General features: G+C 67.9%; 35 protein-coding genes. 1 reads left to right on the top strand and 34 read right to left on the bottom strand.

Features of this window, described 5'->3' with window-relative positions; all coding sequences use genetic code 11:
* Positions 1–64 precede the first annotated feature (64 nt).
* The 29 genes from rpsK to ACZ6J5_RS02320 form a co-directional block, all read right to left on the bottom strand.
* Complete coding sequence (rpsK, locus tag ACZ6J5_RS02460; RefSeq protein WP_003956432.1) at positions 65–469, bottom strand: 30S ribosomal protein S11; 405 nt, start codon at positions 467–469, stop codon at positions 65–67.
* Positions 470–535: 66 nt separating this feature from the next.
* A complete protein-coding gene (gene rpsM, locus ACZ6J5_RS02455) occupies positions 536–916 on the bottom strand; it encodes a 30S ribosomal protein S13 (RefSeq protein WP_015035595.1) in 381 nt (126 codons plus the stop codon).
* Between the two features lie 189 nt (positions 917–1,105).
* On the bottom strand, positions 1,106–1,219 hold the full coding sequence (rpmJ, locus tag ACZ6J5_RS02450; RefSeq protein WP_003956441.1) for a 50S ribosomal protein L36: 114 nt from the start codon (positions 1,217–1,219) through the stop codon (positions 1,106–1,108).
* A gap of 62 nt (positions 1,220–1,281) precedes the next feature.
* Entirely contained in the window at positions 1,282–1,503 is a 222-nt protein-coding gene (gene infA / locus ACZ6J5_RS02445; RefSeq protein WP_003956442.1) for a translation initiation factor IF-1, read from the bottom strand.
* Positions 1,504–1,642: 139 nt separating this feature from the next.
* On the bottom strand, positions 1,643–2,494 hold the full coding sequence (gene map, locus ACZ6J5_RS02440) for a type I methionyl aminopeptidase (RefSeq protein ID WP_469386783.1): 852 nt from the start codon (positions 2,492–2,494) through the stop codon (positions 1,643–1,645).
* A gap of 108 nt (positions 2,495–2,602) precedes the next feature.
* Complete coding sequence (locus ACZ6J5_RS02435) at positions 2,603–3,250, bottom strand: adenylate kinase (protein ID WP_469386781.1); 648 nt, start codon at positions 3,248–3,250, stop codon at positions 2,603–2,605.
* On the bottom strand, positions 3,250–4,569 hold the full coding sequence (secY, locus tag ACZ6J5_RS02430) for a preprotein translocase subunit SecY (RefSeq protein WP_362468562.1): 1,320 nt from the start codon (positions 4,567–4,569) through the stop codon (positions 3,250–3,252). Before secY ends, ACZ6J5_RS02435 begins: the two co-directional genes overlap by 1 nt.
* Before the next feature lie 215 nt (positions 4,570–4,784).
* On the bottom strand, positions 4,785–5,240 hold the full coding sequence (rplO, locus tag ACZ6J5_RS02425; RefSeq protein WP_132912410.1) for a 50S ribosomal protein L15: 456 nt from the start codon (positions 5,238–5,240) through the stop codon (positions 4,785–4,787).
* Positions 5,241–5,242: 2 nt separating this feature from the next.
* Complete coding sequence (rpmD, locus tag ACZ6J5_RS02420) at positions 5,243–5,425, bottom strand: 50S ribosomal protein L30 (RefSeq protein WP_005313525.1); 183 nt, start codon at positions 5,423–5,425, stop codon at positions 5,243–5,245.
* Positions 5,425–6,027, bottom strand: coding sequence for a 30S ribosomal protein S5 (rpsE, locus tag ACZ6J5_RS02415; protein ID WP_015035588.1), 603 nt, complete (start codon positions 6,025–6,027; stop codon positions 5,425–5,427). Before rpsE ends, rpmD begins: the two co-directional genes overlap by 1 nt.
* Positions 6,028–6,072: 45 nt before the next feature.
* A complete protein-coding gene (gene rplR, locus ACZ6J5_RS02410) occupies positions 6,073–6,456 on the bottom strand; it encodes a 50S ribosomal protein L18 (protein ID WP_046908252.1) in 384 nt (127 codons plus the stop codon).
* A 3-nt stretch (positions 6,457–6,459) separates the two neighbouring features.
* Positions 6,460–6,999, bottom strand: coding sequence for a 50S ribosomal protein L6 (rplF, locus tag ACZ6J5_RS02405; protein WP_469386778.1), 540 nt, complete (start codon positions 6,997–6,999; stop codon positions 6,460–6,462).
* A 20-nt stretch (positions 7,000–7,019) separates the two neighbouring features.
* The gene (gene rpsH, locus ACZ6J5_RS02400) at positions 7,020–7,418 is read right to left on the bottom strand and encodes a 30S ribosomal protein S8 (RefSeq protein ID WP_030209003.1); all 399 of its coding nucleotides are present in this window, start codon (positions 7,416–7,418) and stop codon (positions 7,020–7,022) included.
* 223 nt (positions 7,419–7,641) lie between these two features.
* Positions 7,642–7,827 (bottom strand): type Z 30S ribosomal protein S14, encoded by a 186-nt coding sequence (locus ACZ6J5_RS02395; RefSeq protein ID WP_003948630.1) that lies wholly within the window; start codon positions 7,825–7,827, stop codon positions 7,642–7,644.
* Positions 7,828–7,832: 5 nt separating this feature from the next.
* Positions 7,833–8,390 (bottom strand): 50S ribosomal protein L5, encoded by a 558-nt coding sequence (gene rplE, locus ACZ6J5_RS02390; RefSeq protein WP_469387418.1) that lies wholly within the window; start codon positions 8,388–8,390, stop codon positions 7,833–7,835.
* The gene (gene rplX, locus ACZ6J5_RS02385; protein WP_041130777.1) at positions 8,387–8,698 is read right to left on the bottom strand and encodes a 50S ribosomal protein L24; all 312 of its coding nucleotides are present in this window, start codon (positions 8,696–8,698) and stop codon (positions 8,387–8,389) included. The genes rplE and rplX overlap by 4 nt, the downstream gene beginning before the upstream one ends.
* Before the next feature lie 2 nt (positions 8,699–8,700).
* Positions 8,701–9,069: a 50S ribosomal protein L14 gene (gene rplN, locus ACZ6J5_RS02380; protein WP_003956455.1), complete on the bottom strand. Its 369-nt coding sequence runs from the start codon at positions 9,067–9,069 to the stop codon at positions 8,701–8,703.
* 99 nt (positions 9,070–9,168) lie between these two features.
* Positions 9,169–9,474 carry a 30S ribosomal protein S17 gene (rpsQ, locus tag ACZ6J5_RS02375; protein ID WP_469386777.1) on the bottom strand — a complete coding sequence of 102 codons (306 nt, stop codon included), beginning with the start codon at positions 9,472–9,474 and terminating at the stop codon, positions 9,169–9,171.
* Positions 9,474–9,698: a 50S ribosomal protein L29 gene (gene rpmC / locus ACZ6J5_RS02370; protein WP_046908248.1), complete on the bottom strand. Its 225-nt coding sequence runs from the start codon at positions 9,696–9,698 to the stop codon at positions 9,474–9,476. The genes rpsQ and rpmC overlap by 1 nt, the downstream gene beginning before the upstream one ends.
* Positions 9,698–10,117: a 50S ribosomal protein L16 gene (rplP, locus tag ACZ6J5_RS02365; protein ID WP_015035580.1), complete on the bottom strand. Its 420-nt coding sequence runs from the start codon at positions 10,115–10,117 to the stop codon at positions 9,698–9,700. Before rplP ends, rpmC begins: the two co-directional genes overlap by 1 nt.
* 5 nt (positions 10,118–10,122) lie before the next feature.
* Positions 10,123–10,956, bottom strand: a complete 834-nt coding sequence (gene rpsC / locus ACZ6J5_RS02360) for a 30S ribosomal protein S3 (protein ID WP_469386774.1) — start codon at positions 10,954–10,956, stop codon at positions 10,123–10,125.
* The gene (gene rplV / locus ACZ6J5_RS02355) at positions 10,956–11,303 is read right to left on the bottom strand and encodes a 50S ribosomal protein L22 (RefSeq protein WP_004571827.1); all 348 of its coding nucleotides are present in this window, start codon (positions 11,301–11,303) and stop codon (positions 10,956–10,958) included. The genes rpsC and rplV overlap by 1 nt, the downstream gene beginning before the upstream one ends.
* 42 nt (positions 11,304–11,345) lie before the next feature.
* Positions 11,346–11,627, bottom strand: coding sequence for a 30S ribosomal protein S19 (rpsS, locus tag ACZ6J5_RS02350; protein WP_015035577.1), 282 nt, complete (start codon positions 11,625–11,627; stop codon positions 11,346–11,348).
* 12 nt (positions 11,628–11,639) lie between these two features.
* The gene (rplB, locus tag ACZ6J5_RS02345) at positions 11,640–12,476 is read right to left on the bottom strand and encodes a 50S ribosomal protein L2 (protein ID WP_469386772.1); all 837 of its coding nucleotides are present in this window, start codon (positions 12,474–12,476) and stop codon (positions 11,640–11,642) included.
* 48 nt (positions 12,477–12,524) lie between these two features.
* Positions 12,525–12,848 (bottom strand): 50S ribosomal protein L23, encoded by a 324-nt coding sequence (gene rplW, locus ACZ6J5_RS02340; protein ID WP_352188385.1) that lies wholly within the window; start codon positions 12,846–12,848, stop codon positions 12,525–12,527.
* Positions 12,848–13,498, bottom strand: coding sequence for a 50S ribosomal protein L4 (gene rplD / locus ACZ6J5_RS02335; RefSeq protein ID WP_469386770.1), 651 nt, complete (start codon positions 13,496–13,498; stop codon positions 12,848–12,850). The genes rplW and rplD overlap by 1 nt, the downstream gene beginning before the upstream one ends.
* A 4-nt stretch (positions 13,499–13,502) precedes the next feature.
* Positions 13,503–14,147 carry a 50S ribosomal protein L3 gene (rplC, locus tag ACZ6J5_RS02330; RefSeq protein WP_469386768.1) on the bottom strand — a complete coding sequence of 215 codons (645 nt, stop codon included), beginning with the start codon at positions 14,145–14,147 and terminating at the stop codon, positions 13,503–13,505.
* Between the two features lie 10 nt (positions 14,148–14,157).
* Positions 14,158–14,466 (bottom strand): 30S ribosomal protein S10, encoded by a 309-nt coding sequence (rpsJ, locus tag ACZ6J5_RS02325; RefSeq protein ID WP_003948644.1) that lies wholly within the window; start codon positions 14,464–14,466, stop codon positions 14,158–14,160.
* Positions 14,467–14,900: 434 nt separating this feature from the next.
* Positions 14,901–16,067, bottom strand: coding sequence for a hypothetical protein (locus ACZ6J5_RS02320; protein WP_469386766.1), 1,167 nt, complete (start codon positions 16,065–16,067; stop codon positions 14,901–14,903).
* Positions 16,068–16,273: 206 nt separating this feature from the next.
* On the opposite strand from ACZ6J5_RS02320, the gene ACZ6J5_RS02315 reads away from it, so the two are divergent.
* Positions 16,274–18,268 (top strand): PIG-L family deacetylase, encoded by a 1,995-nt coding sequence (locus ACZ6J5_RS02315; RefSeq protein ID WP_469386764.1) that lies wholly within the window; start codon positions 16,274–16,276, stop codon positions 18,266–18,268.
* A 77-nt stretch (positions 18,269–18,345) separates the two neighbouring features.
* Here ACZ6J5_RS02315 and ACZ6J5_RS02310 read toward each other — a convergent pair whose 3' ends face one another.
* The 5 genes from ACZ6J5_RS02310 to rpsL all read right to left on the bottom strand — a co-directional run bounded on the left by ACZ6J5_RS02310 (position 18,346) and on the right by rpsL (position 25,537).
* A complete protein-coding gene (locus ACZ6J5_RS02310) occupies positions 18,346–20,943 on the bottom strand; it encodes an N-acetylmuramoyl-L-alanine amidase (RefSeq protein ID WP_469386762.1) in 2,598 nt (865 codons plus the stop codon).
* Between the two features lie 238 nt (positions 20,944–21,181).
* Positions 21,182–22,375, bottom strand: coding sequence for an elongation factor Tu (gene tuf, locus ACZ6J5_RS02305; protein ID WP_389204800.1), 1,194 nt, complete (start codon positions 22,373–22,375; stop codon positions 21,182–21,184).
* Between the two features lie 151 nt (positions 22,376–22,526).
* Positions 22,527–24,653, bottom strand: a complete 2,127-nt coding sequence (gene fusA / locus ACZ6J5_RS02300) for an elongation factor G (protein ID WP_469386760.1) — start codon at positions 24,651–24,653, stop codon at positions 22,527–22,529.
* Between the two features lie 39 nt (positions 24,654–24,692).
* Complete coding sequence (rpsG, locus tag ACZ6J5_RS02295; RefSeq protein ID WP_046908238.1) at positions 24,693–25,163, bottom strand: 30S ribosomal protein S7; 471 nt, start codon at positions 25,161–25,163, stop codon at positions 24,693–24,695.
* Positions 25,164–25,165: 2 nt separating this feature from the next.
* Positions 25,166–25,537 carry a 30S ribosomal protein S12 gene (gene rpsL, locus ACZ6J5_RS02290; RefSeq protein WP_003948652.1) on the bottom strand — a complete coding sequence of 124 codons (372 nt, stop codon included), beginning with the start codon at positions 25,535–25,537 and terminating at the stop codon, positions 25,166–25,168.
* Positions 25,538–25,911: the final 374 nt, after the last annotated feature.

The raw sequence follows: 25,911 nt of genomic DNA, 5'->3' as shown, positions 1-25,911 counted from the left end.
CCCCTCACGGGGTCGTACCGCCCGGACACTCAAAGACGCACAGGCGTCGCTACGTCAGACGGGGTCAGACGCGGCGGCGCTTCGGCGGACGGCAGCCGTTGTGCGGGGTGGGGGTGACGTCCTGGATCGAGCCGACCTCGAGGCCGGTGGCCTGGAGGGAGCGGATCGCGGTCTCACGGCCGGAGCCGGGACCCTTGACGAAGACGTCGACCTTGCGCATGCCGTGCTCCTGCGCGCGGCGGGCGGCCGACTCGGCGGCCATCTGCGCGGCGAAGGGGGTGGACTTGCGCGAGCCCTTGAAGCCGACGTGGCCGGCGGAGGCCCAGGAGATCACGTTGCCCGAGGGGTCCGTGATCGAGACGATCGTGTTGTTGAACGTGCTCTTGATGTGCGCGTGGCCGTGAGCGACGTTCTTCTTTTCCTTGCGGCGCACCTTCTTGGCAGCGCCCTGACGACCCTTGGGGGGCATCTCTTACTCCTACGGGAGGTGGTCGGTCCTACAGCGAAGACCGCTTGGTCAAGCGTCCGCTGAGGACTACTTCTTGCCCGGCTTCTTCTTACCGGCGATGGCGCGACGCGGGCCCTTGCGGGTACGAGCGTTCGTGCTGGTGCGCTGGCCGCGGACGGGCAGGCCACGACGGTGGCGGAGGCCCTGGTAGCAGCCGATCTCGACCTTGCGGCGGATGTCGGCGGCGATCTCGCGACGGAGGTCACCCTCGGTCTGGAGGTTGGCGTCCACGTACTCGCGGATCTTGACGAGGTCTTCCTCGGCAAGGTCGCGGACACGGGTGGACGGGTTCACGCCGGTCGCGGCGAGAATCTCCTCGGACCGGGTACGCCCGATGCCGAAGACGTAGGTGAGTGCGACCACCACGCGCTTTTCGCGCGGGATGTCAACACCGGAAACGCGTGCCATTCAATGGCTCCTGTGTTCTCGGGGGTCTGCTGCAGAACCGCTCCCGGCTGCCGTGTGAGGTACAGGTCGGGTCCCCGGCCCCCGCCGGAGGTGCCGTCAACCGTGGGACACGATCGGACGGGCTCTGCGTATGTACGTGTTGCTATGCGTCGCGCGAAGAACTGCGAAATGCAGGTCGGTCGGCGTGCGTCAGCCCTGGCGCTGCTTGTGGCGCAGGTTGTCGCAGATGACCATGACCCGGCCGTGACGGCGGATCACCTTGCACTTGTCGCAGATCTTCTTGACGCTCGGCTTGACCTTCATGGGATGTGAGGTTCTCCGGGTCAGTGCCTTCACCCACGCCGAGGGCGGGGTGCGGGCAAGATCTACTTGTACCGGTAGACGATCCGGCCACGCGTCAGGTCGTACGGAGACAGCTCCACGACGACCCGGTCGTCCGGAAGGATTCGGATGTAGTGCATCCGCATCTTGCCGGAGATGTGCGCGAGGACCTTGTGACCGTTCTGGAGCTCCACCTTGAACATGGCGTTCGGCAGGGACTCGATCACGGTGCCCTCGATTTCGATGGCACCTTGCTTCTTGGCCACGCTTCGCCCTTCGAATCGGCTACCTTGATCGACTCTCGCTCCGGGTGCGGACACACGGGTACACGAGAGCCGACGCATCAGTCTACGTCAGGGCTATCCAAAAGACGAATCCGGGAAGTCTGCCCCACGTGGAAGATCATTACGCCAGCGGATCCGGCGCCGCCACCACACCCAGCTCCGCCAGCTTCGCCTTGCCTCCGTCGATCGCCGTCAGGACCAGCGGGCCCGCCTCGGTGAGGGCGACCGAGTGCTCCCAGTGGGAGGACCAGGTGCCGTCGGTCGTGATGACCGTCCAGTCGTCCGAGAGGACCTCGGTGTGCGGGGTGCCGAGGGAGACCATCGGCTCGATCGCCAGGCACAGGCCGGGCACCAGCTTCGGGCCCTTGCCGCGCTTGCGGGAGACGTAGTTCAGCAGGTGCGGGTCCATGTGCATCTCGGTGCCGATGCCGTGGCCGCCGTAGTCCTCGATGATCCCGTAGCGGCCCAGGCTGTGGTCGCCCACGGCAGGACGCGGCTGGCGCTTGATGTACGTCTCGATCGCCTTCGAGATGTCGACCAGCCGGCCGCCCGGCTTCATGGCCGCGATGCCGGCCCACATCGACTCCTCGGTCACCCGGGAGAGCTCGACCAGCTCGGGCGCGTGCCCGGTGCCCACGAAGGCGGTGTACGCCGCGTCCCCGTGCCAGCCGTCGACGATCGCGCCGGCGTCGATCGAGATGATGTCGCCGTCCTTCAGGACCGTCTTCTCGTCCGGGATGCCGTGCACGACGACCTCGTTCACCGAGGTGCAGATCGTCGCGGGGAAGCCCCCGTACCCCAGGAAGTTCGACTTCGCGCCGTGGTCGGCGATCACCTTGCGGGCGACCTCGTCCAGGTCCCGCGTCGTCGCGCCCGGCACCGCCGCCTCGCGCGTGGCCGCGTGGATGGCCGCGACGACCAGCCCCGCCTCGCGCATCTTCGCGATCTGCTCGGGGGTCTTGATCTGCACCATCGTGACGGGGGCCTTCCTTGCGGGTACTGCGCGGTTACGGGGGGACAGAACAACGATACGGCCGCGGCGCCCCTGCGGGCATCGCGGCCGTATCGGACCGAGCGTGGGTTACTTCTTCAGCGCGTCCATCGCGCGGGCGGTGACGTCGTCCACCTTGCCCAGCGCCGAGATCGTCACGACCAGGTTCTGCGCCCGGTAGAAGTCGATGATCGGCTCGGTCTCCGTGTGGTAGACCGACAGGCGCTTGCGGACGGTCTCCTCCGTGTCGTCCTCGCGCTGGTAGAGCTCGCCGCCGCAGGCGTCGCAGACGCCCTCGGCCTTCGGCGCGTTGTACGTCACGTGGAACACGTGCGAGGAGTCGTTGCGGCAGATGCGGCGACCCGCGATCCGCTTGACGACCTCGTCCTCGGGGACCTCCAGGTCCAGGACCGCGTCGAGCTGGACGTGACCCGCCTTGAGGATCTCGTCCAGGGCCTCGGCCTGGGCCACGTTGCGCGGGAAACCGTCGAGCAGGAAACCGTTGGCGGCGTCCGCCTGCTCCATGCGGTCCTTGGCCATCCCGATCGTCACGGAGTCCGGCACGAGCTGCCCGGCCTTCATGTACGACTGCGCCTCGACCCCCAGCGGCGTGCCCTGCGAGATGTTCGCACGGAACAGGTCACCCGTGGAGATGTGCGGGATGTCCAGGTTCTTGGCAAGGAACGCGGCCTGCGTTCCCTTGCCGGCCCCGGGCGGTCCGACGAGGACGATTCGCATCAGCGGAGGAACCCTTCGTAATTGCGCTGCTGGAGCTGGCTCTCGATCTGCTTCACGGTCTCAAGACCCACACCCACGATGATGAGGATGCTCGTCCCGCCGAACGGGAAGTTGGCATTGGCGCCGCCGAAGCCTGCCAACGCCATCGTCGGCACAAGAGCGATCAGACCCAGATACAGCGAGCCCGGCCAAGTGATCCGGTTGAGCACGTAGCTCAGGTACTCGGCAGTAGGACGACCGGCCCGGATACCCGGGATGAAGCCACCATACTTCTTCATGTTGTCGGCGACTTCCTCGGGGTTGAACGAGATCGCCACGTAGAAGAAGGCGAAGAACACGATCAGGAGGAAGTACGCGGCGATGTAGTAGGGGTGGTCACCCTTGACGAAGTGGGCTTCGATCCAGGTCTTCCACCCGGCGGTCGAGTTCGAGAACTGCGCGACCAGTGCCGGGATGTAGAGCAGCGACGACGCGAAGATGACGGGAATCACACCCGCCTGGTTCACCTTGAGCGGGATGTACGTGGACGTACCGCCGTAGGACCTGCGGCCGATCATGCGCTTCGCGTACTGCACCGGGATGCGGCGCTGGGCCTGCTCGACGAAGACGACGAGGGCCACCATCACGAAACCGATCAGGATGACGGTGCCGAACTCGATCCAGCCCCCCGCCAGGTTGCCGCTCTCCTTGATGGCCCACAGGGCACCGGGGAAGCCGGCGGCGATCGAGATGAACATCAGGATGGACATGCCGTTGCCGATGCCGCGGTCGGTGATGAGCTCACCGAGCCACATGACCACACAGGTACCGGCGGTCATCGTGATGACCATGGTGGCGGTGGTGAAGATCGACTGGTCCGGGACGACCTGGTTGGCGACGGTGCAGCCGCTGAAGAGCGCACCGGTCCGGGCCGTGGCGACGAGGCCGGTGCCCTGGAGGACGGCGAGGGCGACCGTCAGATAACGCGTGTACTGCGTGATCTTGGCGGTGCCCGACTGCCCCTCCTTCTTCAGGGCTTCCAGGCGCGGGATGACGACGGTCAGCAGCTGCAGGATGATGCTCGCCGTGATGTACGGCATGATGCCGAGCGCGAAGATGGTGATCTGCAGCAGCGCCCCGCCACTGAACATGTTGACGAGGCCGAACAGGCTGTTGTTGCCCTGGCTGGCCTGGTCCACACACTGCTGCACGGCCTCGTAGCTGACGCCCGGCACGGGGATGTGGGCCCCGAGGCGGTACAGCACGATGATGCCCAGCGTGAAGAGCAGCTTCTTGCGCAGGTCGGGCGTCTTGAACGCCCGGGCGAACGCGGTGAGCACGGTGCCTCCTGCGACCCCCGCGCACGTGCGTCAGAGGTGACGGTCTTGAGGTTCGACGAATATGAAGCCGTCCGGAGAACCTGCGGGCATACCGCACGCACTCTAAGGACAGTGGACGCCACCTTACCGGCGACTATGGCCCCCTAGGAACGACCAACCGGGGATGCCCCTTTTGAGAGGCATCCCCGGTCGGATGTTCAGGCCATCGAGTCGTCTCAGACGAGCTCGGTGACGGTGCCGCCGGCGGCGGCGATCTTCTCCTTGGCGGAGCCGGAGACGGCGTCGACCGTCACCTGCAGCGCCACGGAGATCTCGCCGGTGCCGAGCACCTTGACGAGCTGGTTCTTGCGAACCGCACCCTTGGCGACCAGATCGGCCACCGTGACCTCGCCACCCTGCGGGTAGAGCGCGGCCAGCTTGTCCAGGTTCACGACCTGGTACTCGGTGCGGAACGGGTTCTTGAAGCCCTTGAGCTTCGGGAGGCGCATGTGGAGGGGCATCTGCCCACCCTCGAAGCGCTCCGGAACCTGGTAACGGGCCTTGGTGCCCTTGGTACCACGACCGGCCGTCTTACCCTTCGACGCCTCACCACGACCCACACGGGTCTTGGCGGTCTTGGCGCCCGGGGCGGGACGGAGGTTGTGGATCTTGAGCGGGTTGTTCTCCGCCATGATCAGTCGACCTCCTCAACCGTCACGAGGTGGCGGACGGTGTGCACCATGCCGCGGAACTCGGGGCGGTCCTCCTTGACGACCACGTCGTTCAGGCGCTTGAGCCCGAGCGAACGAAGGGTGTCGCGGTGGTTCTGCTTGCTGCCGATGTACGACTTCGTCTGCGTGATCTTGAGGCGAGCCATTACGCACCCGCTCCCGCACGCGCACGAAGCAGGGCCGCGGGGGCGACGTCCTCGAGCGGCAGACCACGGCGAGCCGCGATCTCCTCGGGACGCTGCAGACCCTTGAGGGCCTCCACGGTCGCGTGCACGATGTTGATCGCGTTGTCGGAGCCGAGCGACTTCGACAGGATGTCGTGAACGCCGGCGCACTCGAGAACGGCGCGCACCGGGCCACCGGCGATCACACCGGTACCGGGGGAAGCCGGCTTGAGCAGGACGACGCCCGCGGCCTTCTCGCCCTGGATCGGGTGAGGGATGGTGCCCTGGATGCGCGGAACCTTGAAGAAGTTCTTCTTGGCTTCCTCGACACCCTTGGCGATGGCCGCGGGAACTTCCTTGGCCTTGCCGTAACCGACACCTACCGTGCCGTCACCGTCGCCCACCACGACCAGCGCGGTGAAGCTGAAGCGGCGACCACCCTTGACAACCTTGGCGACGCGGTTGATCGCGACAACGCGCTCAACGTACGCGGTCTTCTCGGCGGCAGCGCCACCGTCGCGGCCCTTCCGGTCCCGCCGCTCGCCGCCACCGGCACCGCTTCCGCGGCGCTGGGGTCCAGCCATTGGATTACCTCTCTCTGTTACGTCCGTTAGTCCCGGAACCGGGGCTTAGAACTTCAGCCCGGCTTCGCGGGCGGCGTCAGCCAGAGCGGCAATGCGCCCGGCGTACCTGTTGCCACCACGGTCGAACACGACGGCCTCGACACCGGCGGCCTTGGCGCGCTCAGCGACCAGGGCACCGACCTGCTTGGCCTGCGCGGACTTGTCACCCTCGCCACCGCGGATCGACGCGTCCAGGTTCGACGCCGACGCCAGGGTGTGACCCTTGAGGTCGTCGATGACCTGAGCGGTGATGCCGCGGTTGGAACGCGTCACGACGAGGCGCGGACGCTCCGCCGTACCCGACACGTGCTTGCGGATGCGCAGGTGACGGCGCGCCTTGGCAGCGCGCTTGTAAGCGTCGCCCTTGGCGATCTTGACACCGTATGCCATGGCTTACTTACCAGCCTTTCCGACCTTGCGGCGGATGACCTCGCCCGCGTACTTGACACCCTTGGCCTTGTACGGGTCGGGCTTACGCAGCTTGCGGATGTTGGCGGCGACCTCGCCGACCTTCTGCTTGTCGATGCCCTCGACAGCGAACTTGGTCGGGGACTCGACCTTGAACGAGATGCCCTCGGGCGCCTCGACCAGGATCGGGTGGCTGTAGCCGAGCTGGAACTCCAGAGCGGAGCCCTTCGCGGCCACGCGGTAACCGACACCGCTGATCTCGAGCGCCTTGATGTATCCCTGGGTCACACCGGTGATCATGTTGGCCACCAGCGTGCGGGACAGGCCGTGGAGGGCCTTGTTCTGACGCTCGTCGTTCGGACGGGTGACGTTGAGAACGCCGTCCTCGCCCTTAACGATCTCGATCGGGGAGGCGACGGTGTGGGTGAGGGTGCCCTTGGAACCCTTCACCGTGACCGTACGGCCCTCGATGGTGACGTCCACGCCGGCGGGAACCGTGATGGGGAGCTTGCCAATACGAGACATAGCTTTTCCTCCGTTCCCGACTACCAGACGTAGGCGAGGACTTCCCCACCTACGCCCTTCTTGCCTGCCTGCTGGCCGGTCAGGAGACCGTGGGACGTGGAGATGATCGCCACGCCCAGGCCGCCGAGGACCTTCGGCAGGTTGGTGGACTTCGCGTAAACCCGGAGGCCGGGCTTCGAGATCCGCTTGATGCCCGCGATGGAGCGCTCACGGTTCGGACCGAACTTGAGCTCGAGGACGAGGTTCTTGCCGACCTCGGCGTCCTCGACCTTCCAGCCCGTGATGAAGCCCTCCTGCTGGAGGATTTCCGCGATGTGAGACTTGATCTTGCTGTGCGGCATCGTCACGGTGTCGTGGTATGCCGAGTTCGCGTTACGCAGACGCGTGAGCATGTCTGCGATCGGATCAGTCATGGTCATGAATTGGCCTTCGGCCTCTCTCGCCGGGGTTTCCTGGTGCACCATCCCTCTCCCCGATCCGAGACGGGGCGGGTGCGGTGCGGTGGACCTACGGCGTAGTAAGTCGTACGGGCGACGGACGCCCAACCCCACTAGCCTAAGCCATGCGGGGGTGGGCCTCCGCCAACCCAGTGCTTACCGAGAGACTCCGGTCATTCACCAACGCCCAAAGGGCGAAGGGGAATTACCAGGAGCTCTTGGTCACGCCCGGCAGCTCGCCACGGTGAGCCATCTCACGAAGGCACACGCGGCACAGGCCGAACTTGCGGTACACGGAGTGGGGACGACCGCAGCGCTGGCAGCGGGTGTAACCCCGCACGCCGAACTTGGGCTTGCGGGCAGCCTTCGCGATGAGAGCCTTCTTCGCCATCTCGCTTACGCCTCCTTGAACGGGAAGCCGAGGTGACGGAGAAGCGCGCGGCCCTCGTCGTCGTTGGTCGCCGTGGTCACCACGGTGATGTCCATACCCCGGGTACGGTCGATCTTGTCCTGGTCGATCTCGTGGAACATGACCTGCTCCGTGAGACCGAAGGTGTAGTTGCCACGGCCGTCGAACTGCTTGGGGGACAGGCCGCGGAAGTCGCGGATGCGCGGCAGCGCGAGCGACAGGGTGCGGTCCAGGAACTCCCACATGCGGTCGCCACGGAGCGTGACGTGGGCACCGATCGGCTGACCCTCACGCAGCTTGAACTGCGCGATGGACTTGCGGGCCTTGGTGACGGCCGGCTTCTGACCGGTGATCGTGGTGAGGTCGCGGATCGCACCGTCGATCAGCTTCGAGTCACGGGCGGCGTCGCCGACACCCATGTTGACCACGATCTTCACGAGGCCGGGGATCTGCATGACGTTCTCGTAAGCGAACTCGTCACGCAGCTTGCCCGCGATCTCCTCGCGGTACTTCGTCTTGAGACGCGGAGTGGTGGTAGCCATCAGATGTCCTCACCCGTCCGCTTGGCAACGCGGATCTTGTTGCCCTCGTCGTCGAAGCGGTAACCGACACGCGTGACGACCTTCTTGCCGTCCTTCTCCACGACCAGCTGGACGTTGGAGACGTGGACCGGAGCCTCGGTCGTCACGATGCCGCCGGCCTGCGACGGGCCGGCCTTGGTGTGCTTCTTGACCCGGTTGACACCCTCGACCAGGACGCGGTTCTCGGCGGGGAAGGCCGTGATGACCTTGCCCTGCTTGCCCTTGTCCTTACCGGTGATGACCTGGACCAGGTCGCCCTTCTTGATCTTCATGCTTACAGCACCTCCGGCGCGAGCGAGATGATCTTCATGAACTTCTTCTCGCGCAGCTCACGGCCCACCGGGCCGAAGATACGGGTGCCGCGAGGGTCGCCGTCGTTCTTCAGAATGACGGCGGCGTTCTCGTCGAAGCGGATGTACGAGCCGTCCTGGCGGCGGCGCTCCTTGACGGTGCGAACGATGACCGCCTTGACGACGTCACCCTTCTTCACGTTGCCACCGGGGATCGCGTCCTTGACGGTGGCGACGATGACGTCACCGATGCCCGCGTAGCGGCGACCCGAGCCACCGAGAACACGGATGCAAAGGATCTCCTTGGCACCAGTGTTGTCGGCGACACGCAGTCGCGACTCCTGCTGGATCACGTCTTATCTCCTGATTTGTCTGCCGGTTCCCCACCGGGGGCCGATCACTCGGCCCCCGGCAGAGCCTGGCGGAACGAACCTGAGGGAATCCTCAGGTACTTACTTGGCCTTCTCGAGGATCTCGATGACGCGCCAGTGCTTCGAGGCGGACAGCTTGCGCGTCTCCATGAGGAGGACGCGGTCGCCGACGCCCGCAGCGTTCTGCTCGTCGTGAGCCTTGAGCTTGTTCGTACGGCGGATGACCTTGCCGTACAGCGCGTGCTTGACGCGGTCCTCGACAGCGACGACGACGGTCTTGTCCATCTTGTCGCTGACGACGAGGCCCTCGCGGACCTTGCGAGCGTTGCGCTCGCCCGCGGCGGAGCCGCCGTTCGATGCAGTCTCAGTCACGTTGTTCTCGCTCATCAGACGTTCTCCACCGTCTCGATGCCCAGCTCGCGCTCGCGCATCAGGGTGTAGATCCGGGCGATGTCCTTACGGACGGACTTGAGCCGACCGTGGTTCTCGAGCTGGCCCGTCGCCGCCTGGAAGCGGAGGTTGAACAGCTCTTCCTTGGCCTCGCGGAGCTTGGCGACAAGCTCCTCGTTGCCCAGCTCGCGCAGCTCGGACGCCTTGGTACCGGCCGACATCACAGCTCACCTGCCTCGCGCTTAACGATCTTGCACTTCATCGGCAGCTTGTGAGCCGCACGAGTCAGAGCCTCACGCGCGATCTTCTCGTTCGGGTAGGACAGCTCGAACATCACCCGACCGGGCTTGACGTTCGCGATCCACCACTCGGGAGAACCCTTACCGGAACCCATGCGGGTCTCGGCCGGCTTCTTCGTGAGCGGGCGGTCCGGGTAGATGTTGATCCAGACCTTGCCGCCACGCTTGATGTGGCGGGTCATCGCGATACGCGCGGCCTCGATCTGACGGTTGGTCACGTACGCCGGCGTGAGGGCCTGAATGCCGTACTCGCCGAACGCAACCTGCGTGCCACCCTTGCTCATGCCCGAGCGCTTGGGGTGGTGCTGCTTGCGGTGCTTGACCCTACGGGGGATCAGCATGTCGGTCAGGCCTCCGTTCCGGTGCTCTCAGCAGCCGGAGCGGCGGCGGGAGCCTCGGCCTTGGGGGCCTCGGCAGCCTGAGCCTGCTGCGGCTTGCGACCGCGACCGCCACGCTCGCCACCACGGCCACCGCGGCCGGCCGGACGGTCAGCGCCGCCACGGGACGGGCGGTTGCCGGCGCGGGCAGCAGCGTTCTCGGCGCGGACCTCGGCGATGTTCTTGACGTCGCCCTTGTAGATCCAGACCTTCACGCCGATGCGGCCGAAGGTCGTCTTGGCCTCGAAGAAGCCGTAGTCGACGTTCGCGCGGAGCGTGTGCAGGGGCACGCGGCCCTCGCGGTAGAACTCCGAGCGGGACATCTCGGCGCCGCCGAGACGGCCGCCGCACTGGATCTTGATGCCCTTGGCGCCGGCCTTCATCGTGCCCTGCATGCTCTTACGCATGGCGCGACGGAAGGAGACGCGGGAGGAGAGCTGCTCGGCGACGGCCTGGGCCACGAGCTGAGCGTCCATCTCGGGGTTCTTGACCTCGAGGATGTTCAGCTGGACCTGCTTGCCGGTCAGCTTCTCCAGCTTGCCGCGGATGTTGTCGGCCTCGGCGCCACGGCGACCGATGACAATGCCCGGGCGAGCGGTGTGGATGTCCACGCGGACGCGGTCACGGGTGCGCTCGATCTCAACCTTCGAGATGCCGGCGCGCTCCATGCCGGACGTCAGCATCCGACGGATGGCGACGTCTTCCTTGACGTAGTCCTTGTACAGCTTGTCGGCGTACCACCGGGACTTGAAGTCCGTGGTGATGCCGAGCCGGAACCCGTGCGGGTTAACCTTCTGGCCCATTACCGGGTTCCTTCCTTGCTGCTGACGACCACGGTGATGTGGCTGGTCCGCTTACGGATCCGGTAGGCACGGCCCTGAGCACGCGGACGGAACCGCTTCAGGGTCGGGCCCTCATCCACGTACGCCTCGCTGATGACCAGCGAAGAGGCGTCAGTGTGGTCGTAGTTGTGCGCGGCGTTGGCGATGGCGCTGTCCAGCACCTTGCCAACCGGCACGCTCGCGGCCTGCGGGGCGAAACGCAGGACCGCCTGAGCCTCCGTGGCGTCCATGCCACGGATAAGGTCCACCACGCGGCGGGCCTTCATGGGCGTGACGCGGATGTACCGCGCCTGGGCCCTGGCTTCCATGGTTGTCCTTCCAGTGTCTGTCATGGTCATTCCACCCCGCTACTAGCGGCGCTTCGACTTCCGGTCGTCCTTCACGTGACCCCGGAAGGTGCGCGTCGGCGAGAACTCGCCGAGCTTGTGGCCGACCATCGACTCGGTGACAAACACCGGAATGTGGGTCTTGCCGTTGTGCACCGCGATCGTGTGGCCGAGCATGGCCGGGATGATCATCGAGCGACGGGACCAGGTCTTGATGACGTTCTTGGTACCGGCTTCGTTCTGGGCGTCCACCTTCTTGACGAGGTGGCCGTCGACGAAGGGTCCCTTCTTGAGACTGCGCGGCATCTAAACCCGCTCCTAGCGCTTCTTGTTCGTCTTGCGGCGGCGGACGATGTACTTGCTCGAAGCCTTCTTCGGCGAGCGAGTACGACCCTCCTTCTGACCCCACGGGGAGACCGGGTGGCGACCACCGGAGGTCTTGCCCTCACCACCACCGTGCGGGTGGTCGACCGGGTTCATCGCCACACCGCGGACGGACGGGCGAACGCCAAGCCAGCGCTTACGGCCGGCCTTGCCCCAGTTGATGTTCGACTGCTCGGCGTTGCCGACCTCGCCGATGGTGGCGCGGCAGCGGGCGTCGACGAGACGGATCTCACCGGACGGCATACGAAGGTGGGCCATCGTGCCCTCCTTCGCCAGCAGCTGCACGGAGGCACCAGCGGAACGCGCGAACTTGGCGCCGCCACCGGGGCGGAGCTCGATCGCGTGGATCGTGGTACCGACCGGGATGTTGCGGAGGGCCAGGTTGTTGCCGGGCTTGATGTCCGCACCCGGGCCGTTCTCGACGCGGTCACCCTGCGTCAGGCCCTTGGGGGCGATGATGTAGCGCTTCTCGCCGTCCGCGTAGTGCAGCAGCGCGATGCGCGCGGTGCGGTTGGGGTCGTACTCGATGTGAGCGACCTTGGCCGGCACGCCGTCCTTGTCGTGACGACGGAAGTCGATCACACGGTAGGCGCGCTTGTGGCCGCCACCCTGGTGTCGAACCGTGATCCGACCGGTGTTGTTACGGCCGCCCTTGCTGTGCAGGGGACGGACCAGCGACTTCTCCGGCGTGGACCGCGTGATCTCGACGAAGTCGGCTACGGAGGAGCCACGACGGCCCGGCGTAGTCGGCTTGTACTTGCGGATTCCCATTTCTCAGTCCTCGGAAGATATCCGACTTCTGGACGTCTCCGACCGCCGTCAGGCGGTCGGGCCGCCGAAGATGTCGATGCGGTTGCCCTCGGCAAGGGTCACGATGGCGCGCTTGGTGTTGGCGCGCTTGCCGAAACCGGTGCGGGTGCGCTTGCGCTTGCCCTGACGGTTGATCGTGTTGACCCCGGTGACCTTGACCGAGAAGACCGCCTCGACGGCCTGCTTGATCTGGGTCTTGTTGGCGCCGGGCGCGACGATGAACGTGTACTTGTTCTCGTCCAGCAGCGCGTAGCTCTTCTCGGAGACGACCGGCTTGACGAGGATGTCGCGCGGGTCCGTGAAGGTCTTGCTGGTGATCGTGGCCTCGGACATCAGGCCTCGCTCCCTTCGGTCGTGGTGGCCTGGGGGCCAGACACGAAGGACTCGAGGGCGGCCTGGGTGAAGACCACGTCGTCGGATCGCATCACGTCGTACGTGTTCAGCTGGCCCGGCTCCAGGATGTGCACCTGGGGCAGGTTGCGGGCGGACAGCCACGCGGCCTCGTCGGAGCGCTCGACGACCAGGAGCAGGTTCTTGCGCTCCGAGATCTTGCCGAACAGCGTCTTGGCGGCCTTGGTGGAGATGCCACCCTCGACCACGCCGGAGACGACGTGGATGCGGGAGTGGTTCGCCCGGTCGGTGAGGGCACCGCGGAGGGCGGCGGCCTTCATCTTCTTCGGGGTCCGCTGGGAGTAGTCACGCGGCACGGGACCGTGCACGACGCCACCACCGGCGAACTGCGGGGCGCGGGTCGAACCCTGACGGGCGCGGCCGGTGCCCTTCTGGCGGTAGGGCTTCTTGCCACCACCACGGACCTCGCCACGCGACTTGACCTTGTGCGTGCCCTGACGGGCGGCGGCCAGCTGCGCGACGACGACCTGGTGGATCAGCGGGATGCTGACCTTGGCCTCGAAGATCTCGGCCGGGAGCTCGACGGTCCCGGTCTTGTCGCCCGCGGGCGACAGAATGTCAATGGTGCTCATATCCTCAGGCCCCCTTGGCCGCGGTGCGGACCAGGACGAGGCCGCCGTTCGGACCAGGAACCGCACCCTTGATCAGGAGCAGACCCTTCTCCGCGTCAACGGCGTGGACGGTCAGGTTCTGGGTGGTCACGCGCTCGTTGCCCATACGGCCGGCCATGCGCATGCCCTTGAAGACGCGGCCCGGGGTGGCGCAGCCACCGATCGAACCGGGCTTGCGGTGCACGCGGTGGGCACCGTGAGAAGCCTTGCCACCACGGAAGTTGTGGCGCTTCATGACACCGGCGAAGCCCTTGCCCTTGCTCTTACCGGTGACGTCGACCTTCACGCCGGCCTCGAAGACCTCGGCGGTGATCTCCTGGCCGAGCGTGTACTCGGAGGCGTCAGCGGTGCGGAGCTCCACCAGGTGGCGGCGCGGGGTGACGTCGGCCTTGGCGAAGTGGCCCTTGAGGGGCTTGTTCACCTTGCGCGGGTCGATCTCGCCGAAGGCGATCTGGACCGACTCGTAGCCGTCGTTGTCGTTCGTGCGGACCTGGGTCACGACATTCGGGCTGGCCTTGACGACGGTCACCGGGACGACCCGGTTGTTCTCGTCCCAGACCTGCGTCATGCCGAGCTTCTCGCCCAGGATGCCCTTGATGTTCTTAGCCATCTGCGCGCCCTCAGAGCTTGATCTCGATGTCGACGCCCGCCGGCAGGTCGAGACGCATGAGCGAGTCAACCGTCTTCGGCGTGGGGTCGAGGATGTCGATGAGGCGCTTGTGCGTGCGCATCTCGAAGTGCTCGCGCGAGTCCTTGTACTTGTGCGGCGACTTGATGACGCAGTACACGTTCTTCTCAGTGGGCAGCGGCACCGGGCCCGCGACCGACGCACCAGTGCGGGTCACCGTCTCGACGATCTTCTTCGCCGAGGAGTCGATGACCTCGTGGTCGTAGGCCTTGAGCCGGATGCGGATCTTCTGTCCCGCCATGGCTACTCAGTAGTCCTTTGTCTAGAAACGCTCTGGAACCCGGGGGTTCTACCGACTCCCTCTCCGACCCACGCGGTCGGGCGTGTCGCACTCCCTCTACGAAGAATTCCCTAAGGAATTCCCAACCAAGGGGGTGCGGGCCCAAAAACCCGCGAAGCCGGGGACGGAACACCACCCGGGCGCCTGGCCGGCACCCCGCTGACACTTCCCGGAAGATTCCCGTACGTCCGCTCCTGAACAGGGGCGACGAGTACTGTGGGACTCGCTTCCGGTCCTCCCGGCGGGAGGCGCGCAGCATCGGTACTCAACCGAGCAACCCCGACAGTCTGCCATACGCGGGCATCCCGCCGCCAATCGGGGTCGAAGACTGTACCCCACGTCACGTCGCGGTACACGCAGGGGCACGACCGGCGGGCCGCGCCCCGCGCGGGGGCTCAGGTACGAGTGGCCTGGTGGCAGGTGTCCGGCTCCTCGTCCAGGTCCTTGCTCCGGTCGTACGGGTCGAGGGCCGGCCCGGTCGGCCGCGCGCCCCCGGCGGCGTGGTCCTCGGTGAACTTCGGGCGCAGGAAGCCGGTCGCCCGGCGGGTGCAGTCGTCGTTGGCCGCGCTCTCGTCCCAGCGCAGCACGAAGAGCCGCTCCGGGGTCGCGCGGATCCTCGCCGGGTCGTACAGCGCGAAGGTCATCTGGCGCCGCACCACGGTCCTGGCCACCTCGTCGAAGCCGGGCCGGGTCTTGAGCACCGGGTACACGAAGGTGTAGTCCGCGTGCACCAGCACCTCGTGCCGGTCCTTCCCCGCCGTCACGGTCATCCGGCCACGCGTCTTGACCACGTCCCCGGCCAGCCGCACCTCCGCCGGGTCGAAGCGGCTGAAGAGCAGCACCGGGTTGTCCCGCTCCGAGGGCTTGGCGAGCATCCGGTCGACCCGCCCCCGGACGTCGTCCTGGTACGGGTCGAGCAGCGCGATCGCGGCGTCCGGGCGCTTGCCGCCCGCGACCACCGCCGGGTCCAGGTTGGCCGCCACCAGGAAGGTCTTCGCGCGCGTGAGGGCCTCGGCGACCCGCTCCCGCGACATCCAGCCCACCGCCTTCGCCGGCGGCGGCACGATCCCCGCCGCCCCGTCGGCCCAGCGCACCGCCGGGGAGCCCTTGAAGGGCTCCCTCAGCGTCGGCCGGTCCGGGTCCACCGGCTCCGGCGGCGCGGCCGGCCGGGCCGTCTCGGCGGCCAGCGGGGTGGTGTGCCCGGGCCGGTCGCTCCAGCTCGACGGCAGGGCGGAGGCCACCCCCTCCGGGAGGTACCCGGTGACGAGCTGGGGCCGTACGGCGACCAGCGCCAGCGCGGCGACCAGGGTGACGCCGAGGGCGGCCCGCACCCGGCGCCGGCGGTGCGCGGTGCCGTTCATCTCCTGCCAGGCGGGCCCGGTGCGCCAGCCCGGGGGCTCCTGGGCCTTGGGCCGCTTCGGCCCCTTCGGCCCCTTCGGCCGCTTCGGCGGGCGGGCCTTCCGCGGCAGCCGGTCCTGCTCCTCCGTGCCCAGCCCCTGCTCGCGGGCTCCCTCGACGAACGAGGCCCATTCCTCGTCGGAGACCGACCGCTTCTCACTCATGCTTCCCACCCCGGTGACGCCGTGCCGCATACTGCGAACCGGACGGTCTCACGCCGCCCGCCGGGAGAAACAGAATGGTCAGCGCCTTTTGATCAGTTCGTGACCCGCCCTCGGCCGGCCACCGTCGAACCCGGAGCCCCGAATCGCCGTCTAGTCAGGCGCACGGGGACCGGCAGGGACACGACGGCACAGGGGACGTACGACCGGTGGACAGCAGAAGAGTGACGCGGCGCGGGGTGCTCGCCGGAGCGGTCGCGGTGGGCGCGGCGACGGCCGCCGGGTGTTCCGTACCCAGCCCGCCGAGGGCCGAGCAGAGCGCCGACCCGGCGCCCGGACGGCCGGTCGCGCACGCGGCGGGGCGGGCGCTGCTGATGCAGTTCGCCGCGCACCCGGACGACGACCTGTACTTCATGAACCCCGACTCCCAGCGGCTGCTCGACGCCGGGGTCCCGCTCGTCTCCGTGTACGTCACGGCGGGCGAGCACACGGGCCGGAACTGGATCAAGGGGATGCCCCCTCGGCAGCCCGACCGGGCCGCCTACTCCTCCGCGCGCCACCAGGGGCTGCGCCAGGCGTACGCGGAGGCGCTCGGCGCGGACCGGTTCACGCCCTGGGAGCGCCGGACCACCGAGCTCGCGGGCGGGCGCCGGGCCGAGGTGGACACGCTCGCGCACGGCGGGCGCAGGGTCGAGCTGGTCTTCCTCAACCTGCCCATGCACACCCCCCGCCGGTACATGGCGCTGCCCGCCCTCTGGGAGGACCGCGCCCTCGAACTGCGCACCCACCTGTCCGCGGACTCCCCCGTCGCCCGCTCCGACGGCTACGACCACGACGGGCTGATCGAGGTCCTCGCCGGGCTGCTGGCCGCCTACCGGCCGACCGTCGTGCACACCCTGGACCCCGACCCGGACCTCCAGCACAGCGACGCGGCGACCCGAGGGCGGGACAGCGAGCAGCCCGGCTACTCCGACCACGGCGACCACACCGCCGTCGCCTCCTTCACCTGGGCCGCGCTGCTGCGCCGGGTCGCCCGCGCCACGGCCGCCGGGGAGCCCGTGCCCGCGTTCGCCACGGTCTCCTTCCGGGGCTACTACAACCGCCACTGGCCCAAGAACCTCCCGCCCCGGGTCCTGGCCGAGAAGGCCGCCCACCTCGTCCCGTACGGCGGCGACCCGTCCTGGGAGTGCGGCAACCCCTCCGGCTGCGGCGACTACGGCGTCGGCGGCGACCGCCCGCTCACCAACCGCAAGGGCTGGGTGCGCGCCACCCACTACCGCTGGCCCGCGCCCGGACCGGCCGTCGCGCCCGGGCCCGACGGGCGGCTCGCCGCCTACGGGGTGCTGGGGCTGCGCGCGGTCCGCTGGCGGGAGACCGCCCCGGGCTCCGGGCGCTTCGGCGAGCCCGAGGACCTGGGCGGCGGCCCGCTGGCGCCCGCGCTGGCCCGCGCGGTGCTGCCGGACGGGCGGCTGCTGCTGTTCGCGGTGCGCTTCGCCGCGCTCGCCGGGCGCGGCGGGCCGAACCGGCGCGAGCTCGTGGTCCTGGAGCAGCGCTCCCCCGGCGGGCCGTTCCTGGCCTGGCGGGGGCTGGGCAATCCGGAGCGCGGCGACGACCGGGGACGCCGGATCGGGGCCCCGGCGGCCGTGACCGGGCCCGACGGGCGCGTCCACCTCTTCGTACGGGACGCCGACAAGGGCGTCGCCACCCGCGTACGGGCCGCCGACGGCACCTGGGGCCCGTGGAGAGCGCTCCCGGCGCAGGGGGAGCTTCAGGACGGCCTGACGGCGCTCACGGACGCGGGGGGCCGGGTGCACCTGCTGGCCGCCGGCCGGGACGCCGTACAGCACTGGACCGACGGGAAGCCGGCCGCCGCGCTCCCCCGCGCGGGGGACCCGGTCGCGGCGGTCCCGGCCGAGGGGCCCGAGGGCGTCCGGGTGTTCTACCGGCGCCCGGCCGAGGCGGCGCTGCGCGCGAGCTCAGGTCCGGTCCCGGACTTCGACGGCTACGGCCTGCTGTCCGCCGCCCCCGGTCCCGGCGGCCCGCTGCTGCTGGGCCGGGACGAGCACCACCGGGTCCAGCTGTCCCGCGCGGGGCGGCTCCACACCCGTACGGAGGGCCCGGCGCCGGTCGGCGACCCGGTGCCGCACGCGGGGGCGGCGGTGGGCCTGGGGGCGGACGCGCGGCCGTGGCTCTGGCGCCCGTAGCGGGCCCCTGAGACCCGGAAAGGCCGAGGGCCCGCCTCCCCGAAGGGAGGCGGGCCCTCGACGCGTCCGCGCTCAGGTCACTTGGTGAAGTAACCCGTGATGTCGGCGAGCAGGTCGACCGAGCCGGACTTGTTGTAGAAGTTCACCTTGCCGTTGACGACGGGCACGACCACCAGGTTGGGGATGGTCAGGCCGGCGGTGAAGTTCAGGTTCGACGCGCTGGAGCGCTCCTGGCCGTCCGGGTAGACGGAGACGAAGCTGTTCGCGGTCGGGCCGGTGGCCGTCACGTTGAGGACGACGGCGGTGACGCCGGTGGCGGGGACGCCCTGCACGCCCGCCACGTCGAGCGTGACGAAGCTGTTCGGGCCGACCTTCGCCTTCGGGACGCCGAGGCCGGAGCGGGTGTCCATGAGGCGCAGCGGGCCCAGGTTGACGTGCGAGGCACCGGTGGTCTCGGACGTGAAGTAGCCGGTGATGTCGGCGAGCAGGTCGACCGAGCCCGACTTGTTGTAGAAGCTGACCTTGCCGTCGACGACCGGGACGATCACCAGGTTGGGGATGGTCTGGCCGGCGCTGAAGTTCAGGTTCGAGGCGCTGGAGCGGGTCGTGCCGTGCGGGTACACGGAGACGAAGCTGGCCGAAGTGGCGTTGGTCGCGGTCACGTTGAGGACCACGGCGGTGACCTTGTCGGCCGGGACGCCCTGCACGCCGGTGACCTGGAGGTCCACGGTGCCGTTGGCGCCGACCTTGGCGGCCTGGTCGAGGCCGAGGCCGGAGCGGGTGTCCATCAGGCGCAGCGGGCCCAGGTTGACGTGGGTGGAGCCGCTGGTGTCCTTCGCGTAGTAGCCGGTGACGTCGGCGAGCAGGTCGACCGAGCCCGACTTGTTGTAGAAGTTCACCTTGCCGTTGACGACCGGGACGACCACGAGGTTCGGGATCGTCTGGCCGGCGCCGAAGTTCAGGTTCGACGCGCTGGAGCGGGCCGCCCCGTTCGGGTACACGGAGACGAAGCTGCCCGCGGTCGGGGCGGTCGCCGTGACGTTCAGGACGACGGCGCCGACGCCGGTGGCGGGGATGCCGCCCTGGCCGGCGACCTGGAGGACGACCTCGCCGCCCGGACCGACCTTGGCCTTCGGGACGCCGAGGCCGGAGCGGGTGTCCATCAGGCGGGTGGGCGCGAGGGGCCGGAAGGTCTTGGCGCCGGCGGCGGTCACGTCGACCGTGCCGGAGACGGTGGTGCTGCCGGTCTTGTACGTGGTGCGGACGGCGACCTTGTGGACCTCGGGGCCGGTCACGGAGACGGCCGCGCTGCGGTCGGCCGCCGCCGCCTCGGCGACGGGGGTGCCGTCGACGAGGACCTCGAACTTGGCGATCAGGGCGTTCGCCGTGGCGGTGGACCAGTTCACGGTCGCGGGACCGGAGGTCTCGTAACCGCTGCCGTTCCAGGCCGCCGTGCCGCCGAGCGAGTCGATCTTCAGCTGCGAGTCGTTGCTCTTGGCGTAGGTACGGATCTGCGGCAGCTGCGGGTACAGCATGGTGCCGGGGCACTCGGTGTTGAAGCCGTTGCGGTGTCCGGAGACGGCGTCGAACTGGTAGGTCTGGCCGACCGTGAACTGGGTGCCGAAGAAGTTCTTCTGCGTGGCACCGGCGGTCAGCGTGGCCTTGCCGGCCGGGTCCACCCCGTACTGGCCGAGCTTGTACGCGACGACCTTGGCGGCCGAGGCGAGCGCGGCGTCGGAGGCGGCCTTGTTGGTGTAGTCGCCCATGATCGAGACGCTGGTCGACTCGGAGTTCCAGCCGTAGGTGTGGGCACCGAGGACCGGCTGGTCCACGCCGCCCTGGCGGCCCTCGAAGATCGTGCCGCACTTGTCGACCAGGAAGTTGTATCCGAGGTCGCGCCAGCCGTTGGTCTTCACGTGGTAGACGTGCATCGCCCGGACCAGCGCGGCGGACTGGGAGCAGTCGTACTCCCCGTCCGTCGTGTGGTGCACGAAGGCGGCCTTGATCTTCCCGCTGGGCAGGTAGATCGGGCCCTCGTTGTTCAGCGACTCGTCGGCGCCCCACTCGGCGCGGCTGACGATCGGCGGCAGCGGGGCCGTGGACGGCGGGCCGGCCGGGGTCGGCGGCGCGTCGGCGCGGAAGGCGGCGTTCTGCGCGCGGAAGCCGCCCTGCTGGGCGGTGGTGCTGGTGCCGGGGTCGACGAGGTCGAGGCGCAGGCCGGCCGGCAGGGCGCCGGTGGCGGCGCCGTCGGTGACCCGGACCTCGGCACCGTCGGAGGCACCGACCCAGATCGGCTCGGTGGAGCCGCGGGCGCCGGCGCGCTTGCCGTCGAGCAGCGCGGGGTACGGCTCCAGGTCCATCCACTCGGTCCACGCGCCGGTCTCGGCGTCGCGGGAGCGGGCCTGGATCTTGCCCTGGATCTTCGCCTCGGGGTCCGTCCAGGACACACCGAGCAGGCCGAAGCGCTGGGTGTCGCGCTGGGACAGGACCGCCTCACCGCGGCCCTTGTCGGTCAGCAGCAGCTTCTGGACCGCGCTCTTGACCGTGCCGGTCTCGTCGCCCTGGGCGCTGTAGACGCTGGGCGGGTTGGCCGCCGGGCCCGTCTCGCCGTTCACCGCACCGTTCGCGGCGGCCTGGAAGCCCAGGACGGAGGCCGCGGCGAGGGCCGCGGTCACCGCCGTACGACGTACCAGTTTGCTGTGTTTGCGACGCACTCCACGTCCCGAACTCAAGTCGTCTCCACCCCTGTATGTGCCGTGACACGGCTGACCGGGCGCATATTACGGGACGTCATGTTTGCGGCTGCCATCGGGGTGGGTACGCAGAAGGGCCCCGCGCCGCCGAAGCGGTGCGGGGCCCTTCCAAGCAGCTCTCGCGGAGCTACCAGGTCAAACCACCGAAGTTCGTGAGAACTTACTTGGTGATCTTGACGACCTGGCCGGCGCCGACGGTCCGGCCACCCTCACGGATGGCGAACTTGAGGCCCTCCTCCATGGCGATCGGCTGGATCAGCGCGACCGACATGGCGGTGTTGTCGCCCGGCATGACCATCTCGGTGCCCTCGGGGAGGGTCACGACGCCGGTCACGTCCGTGGTACGGAAGTAGAACTGCGGGCGGTAGTTGTTGAAGAACGGGGTGTGACGGCCACCCTCGTCCTTCGACAGGATGTAGGCCTGGGCCTCGAACTCGGTGTGCGGCGTGACCGAACCGGGCTTGATGATGACCTGGCCGCGCTCGACGTCCTCGCGCTTGATGCCACGGAGGAGCAGACCGACGTTCTCACCGGCCTGGCCCTCGTCGAGCAGCTTGCGGAACATCTCGATGCCGGTGACCGTGGTGGTGGTCTTCTCGGTCTTGATGCCGATGATGTCGACGGTCTCGTTGACCTTGAGGACACCACGCTCGATACGACCGGTGACGACGGTGCCACGACCGGTGATCGTGAAGACGTCCTCGATCGGCATCAGGAACGGCTTGTCGACGTCACGCTCGGGCTGCGGGATCGACTCGTCGACGGCGTGCATGAGGCCGAGAAGCTTCTCGCCCCACTCCTTGTCGCCCTCGAGCGCCTTGAGCGCCGAGACGCGCACGACCGGCAGGTCGTCGCCCGGGAACTCGTACTCGGTGAGGAGCTCACGGACCTCGAGCTCGACGAGCTCCAGGATCTCCTCGTCGTCCACCATGTCGGCCTTGTTCAGGGCGACGACGATGTACGGAACGCCGACCTGGCGGGCCAGGAGCACGTGCTCCTTGGTCTGCGGCATCGGGCCGTCGGTGGCGGCGACCACGAGGATGGCGCCGTCCATCTGCGCGGCACCCGTGATCATGTTCTTGATGTAGTCCGCGTGACCGGGGCAGTCGACGTGCGCGTAGTGACGCGACTCGGTCTGGTACTCGACGTGCGCGATCGAGATCGTGATACCGCGCTGGCGCTCCTCAGGAGCCTTGTCGATCTGGTCGAAGGCCGAGGCCTCGTTCAGGTCCGGGTACGCGTCGTGCAGCACCTTGGTAATGGCGGCCGTGAGGGTCGTCTTACCGTGGTCGATGTGACCGATGGTGCCGATGTTGACGTGCGGCTTAGTCCGCTCGAACTTCGCCTTCGCCACTGGGGTCCTCCTGTGGAGTGGTTCTGTACGCCTTACTCAACGGCGCCAGGTGATCTTTGCTGGGATGCCGTCCGCCGGGGACTCTTCCTCCGGGTTCGAAGTCCGAACCCCCGACGTACGGTGTCAAGCCTAAAGCGTGCACTCGGGTGAGTTACTCGCCCTTGGCCTTCGCGATGATCTCCTCGGCGACGTTCCGCGGAACCTCGGCGTAGGAGTCGAACTGCATCGAGTAGCTTGCGCGACCCGAGGTCTTGCTGCGGAGGTCTCCGACGTAGCCGAACATCTCCGAAAGGGGCACGAGGCCCTTCACGATGCGAGCACCGTGACGCTCCTCCATGGCCTGGATCTGGCCACGGCGAGAGTTGATGTCGCCGATGACCTCACCCATGTAGTCCTCGGGCGTGGTGACCTCAACGGCCATCATCGGCTCAAGGATGACGGGGGAAGCCTTGCGCGCGGCCTCCTTGAAGGCCTGCGAACCGGCGATCTTGAACGCGAGCTCGGAGGAGTCGACCTCGTGGTAGCCACCGTCGAGAAGGATGACGCGGACGCCAGTCATCTCGTAGCCGGCCAGGATGCCGAACTGCATGGCCTCCTGCGCACCCGCGTCGACCGAAGGGATGTACTCCTTCGGGATGCGGCCACCGGTGACCTTGTTCACGAACTCGTACGAGGCGTCGCCGCCCTCGATGGGCTCGATCGCGATCTGCACCTTGGCGAACTGACCGGTACCACCGGTCTGCTTCTTGTGGGTGTAGTCCACGCGCTCGACGGCCTTGCGGATCGTCTCGCGGTACGCGACCTGCGGCTTGCCGACGTTCGCCTCGACCTTGAACTCGCGACGCATACGGTCGACGAGGATGTCGAGGTGAAGCTCGCCCATACCACCGATGATGGTCTGGCCGGTCTCCTCGTCCGAGTGGACCTGGAAGGAGGGGTCCTCCTCCGCGAGACGCTGGATGGCGACACCCAGCTTCTCCTGGTCACCCTTGGACTTGGGCTCGATCGCGACCTGGATGACCGGCGCCGGGAAGTCCATGGACTCCAGGATGACCGGGTTCTTGTCGTCGCACAGCGTCTCACCGGTGGTGGTCTGCTTCAGGCCCATGACGGCGACGATGTCGCCGGCGCCCACCGAGTCGATCTCCTCACGCTTGTTCGCGTGCATGCGGTAGATCTTGCCGATGCGCTCCTTCTTGCCCTTGACGGAGTTCAGCACCGCGGTGCCGGCCTCCAGGCGACCGGAGTAGATCCGGACGAAGGTGAGCTTGCCGAGGTGCGGGTCGCTCGCGATCTTGAACGCGAGGGCCGACAGCGGCTCGTCGTCGGACGGCTTGCGCTTGACGACGACCTCGGCGTCCTTGACGTCGTGGCCCTCGATGGCCTCGACGTCGAGCGGCGAGGGGAGGTAGCGCACGACCGCGTCGAGCAGGGGCTGGACGCCCTTGTTCTTGAACGCGGTGCCACAGAACACCGGGGTGACCGTGGTGTCGCCGCCCTTGCCGGAGGCGATGGTGATGCGACGGACGGCGTCGTAGAGCTGCTCCTCGGTGGGCTCGACGCCCTCCAGGAAGAGCTCCATGAGCTGCTCGTCGTTCTCCGCGATGGTCTCGACCATCTTGGCGCGGTACTCGTCGGCGAGCTCGGCCTTGTCCGCGGGGATGTCGACGACGTCGTACATCTCGCCCTTGCTGGCCTCGGCGGACCAGACAAGCGCCTTCATGCGGACGAGGTCGATGACGCCCTCGAAGTCGGCCTCGGCACCGATCGGGAGCTGCATGACGATCGGGGTCGCGCCGAGGCGGTCCACGATCATGTCGACGCAGCGCAGGAAGTCGGCACCGGTCCGGTCGAGCTTGTTGACGAAGCAGATACGCGGAACGCCGTAGCGGTCCGCCTGACGCCAGACGGTCTCGGACTGGGGCTCGACGCCGGCCACGCCGTCGAACACGGTGACAGCACCGTCGAGCACGCGCAGCGAACGCTCCACCTCGACGGTGAAGTCGACGTGACCCGGCGTGTCGATGATGTTGATCGTGTGGTCGACGTTCTCGAGCGGCCAGTGACAGGTGGTGGCAGCGGAGGTGATCGTGATGCCACGCTCCTGCTCCTGCTCCATCCAGTCCATCGTGGCGGCGCCGTCGTGGACCTCACCGATCTTGTACGAAACGCCGGTGTAGAACAGGATCCGCTCGGTGGTGGTCGTCTTGCCCGCGTCGATGTGGGCCATGATGCCGATGTTGCGCACCTTGGCCAGGTCAAGCGAAGTGGTAGCCATAAGGCTTCAGTCTTCTCTCGGTCTCGATGTGGGTTGCGACTACCAGCGGTAGTGCGCGAAGGCCTTGTTGGACTCGGCCATCTTGTGCGTGTCCTCGCGCTTCTTGACCGAAGCGCCGAGGCCGTTCGAGGCGTCCAGCAGCTCGTTCATGAGGCGCTCGGTCATGGTCTTCTCGCGACGGGCGCGGGAGTAGCCGACCAGCCAGCGCAGCGCCAGGGTGGACGCGCGACCGGGCTTGACCTCGATCGGCACCTGGTAGGTGGCGCCACCGACACGGCGGGACTTGACCTCGAGGGACGGCTTGACGTTCTCGAGAGCGCGCTTCAGCGTGACGACCGGGTCAGCACCGGTCTTCTCGCGGAGGCCCTCCATGGCGCCGTAGACGATGCGCTCGGCGGTGGAACGCTTGCCGTCCAGCAGGATCTTGTTGATCAGCGAGGTGACAAGAGGAGAGCTGTAGACCGGGTCGATGATGACCGGGCGCTTCGGGGCGGGGCCCTTACGAGGCATTCTTACTTCTCCTTCTTGGCGCCGTAGCGGCTGCGAGCCTGCTTACGGTTCTTGACGCCCTGCGTGTCGAGGGAACCGCGGATGATCTTGTAACGAACACCCGGCAGGTCCTTCACACGGCCACCGCGGACGAGCACGATCGAGTGCTCCTGCAGGTTGTGGCCCTCACCCGGAATGTAGGCCGTGACCTCGATGCCCGAGGTCAGACGCACACGCGCGACCTTACGGAGGGCCGAGTTCGGCTTCTTCGGGGTGGTCGTGAACACACGCGTGCAGACGCCGCGACGCTGAGGGGAACCCTCGAGTGCGGGCGTCTTGTTCTTCTCGACCTTGTCCTGCCGGCCCTTACGGACCAGCTGCTGGATCGTAGGCACTACTTCTCCGGTTTCTGTGTGCCGTCGGTAAAACTAACCTGGAACATCGCCGACCCACGCGGTCGGGTGTGTCGAATCGCGCGAACCCCTGCCAAAGGCAGGGAGGGGCGCGGATTGCGGTGGCCCGTCTCGGACTCCGTCTGCGGCTGAAGACACGCATACGAGTCCGGGCACACCCCAGGCACAAGGCTTGAGCGTACCTATCGCATGGACTCCGGTCAAAACAAATGCCCACACGCGGTCCGGCCCGACCGACGTGGGAGAACGCCGTGCGGACCTGACCGCGACATGGTAAAGCGAAGCCCCCCCGGCCGATCCGGGTTGATCCCGACCGTTCCCGGCAGATCTCGACCGATCTCAACCGATACTGTGCG

The sequence above is a fragment of the Streptomyces sp. NPDC042100 genome (assembly GCF_055582325.1).
The sequence above is the reverse complement of the archived record's forward strand: the minus strand, read 5'-3'. Positions and strand labels throughout refer to the sequence as shown.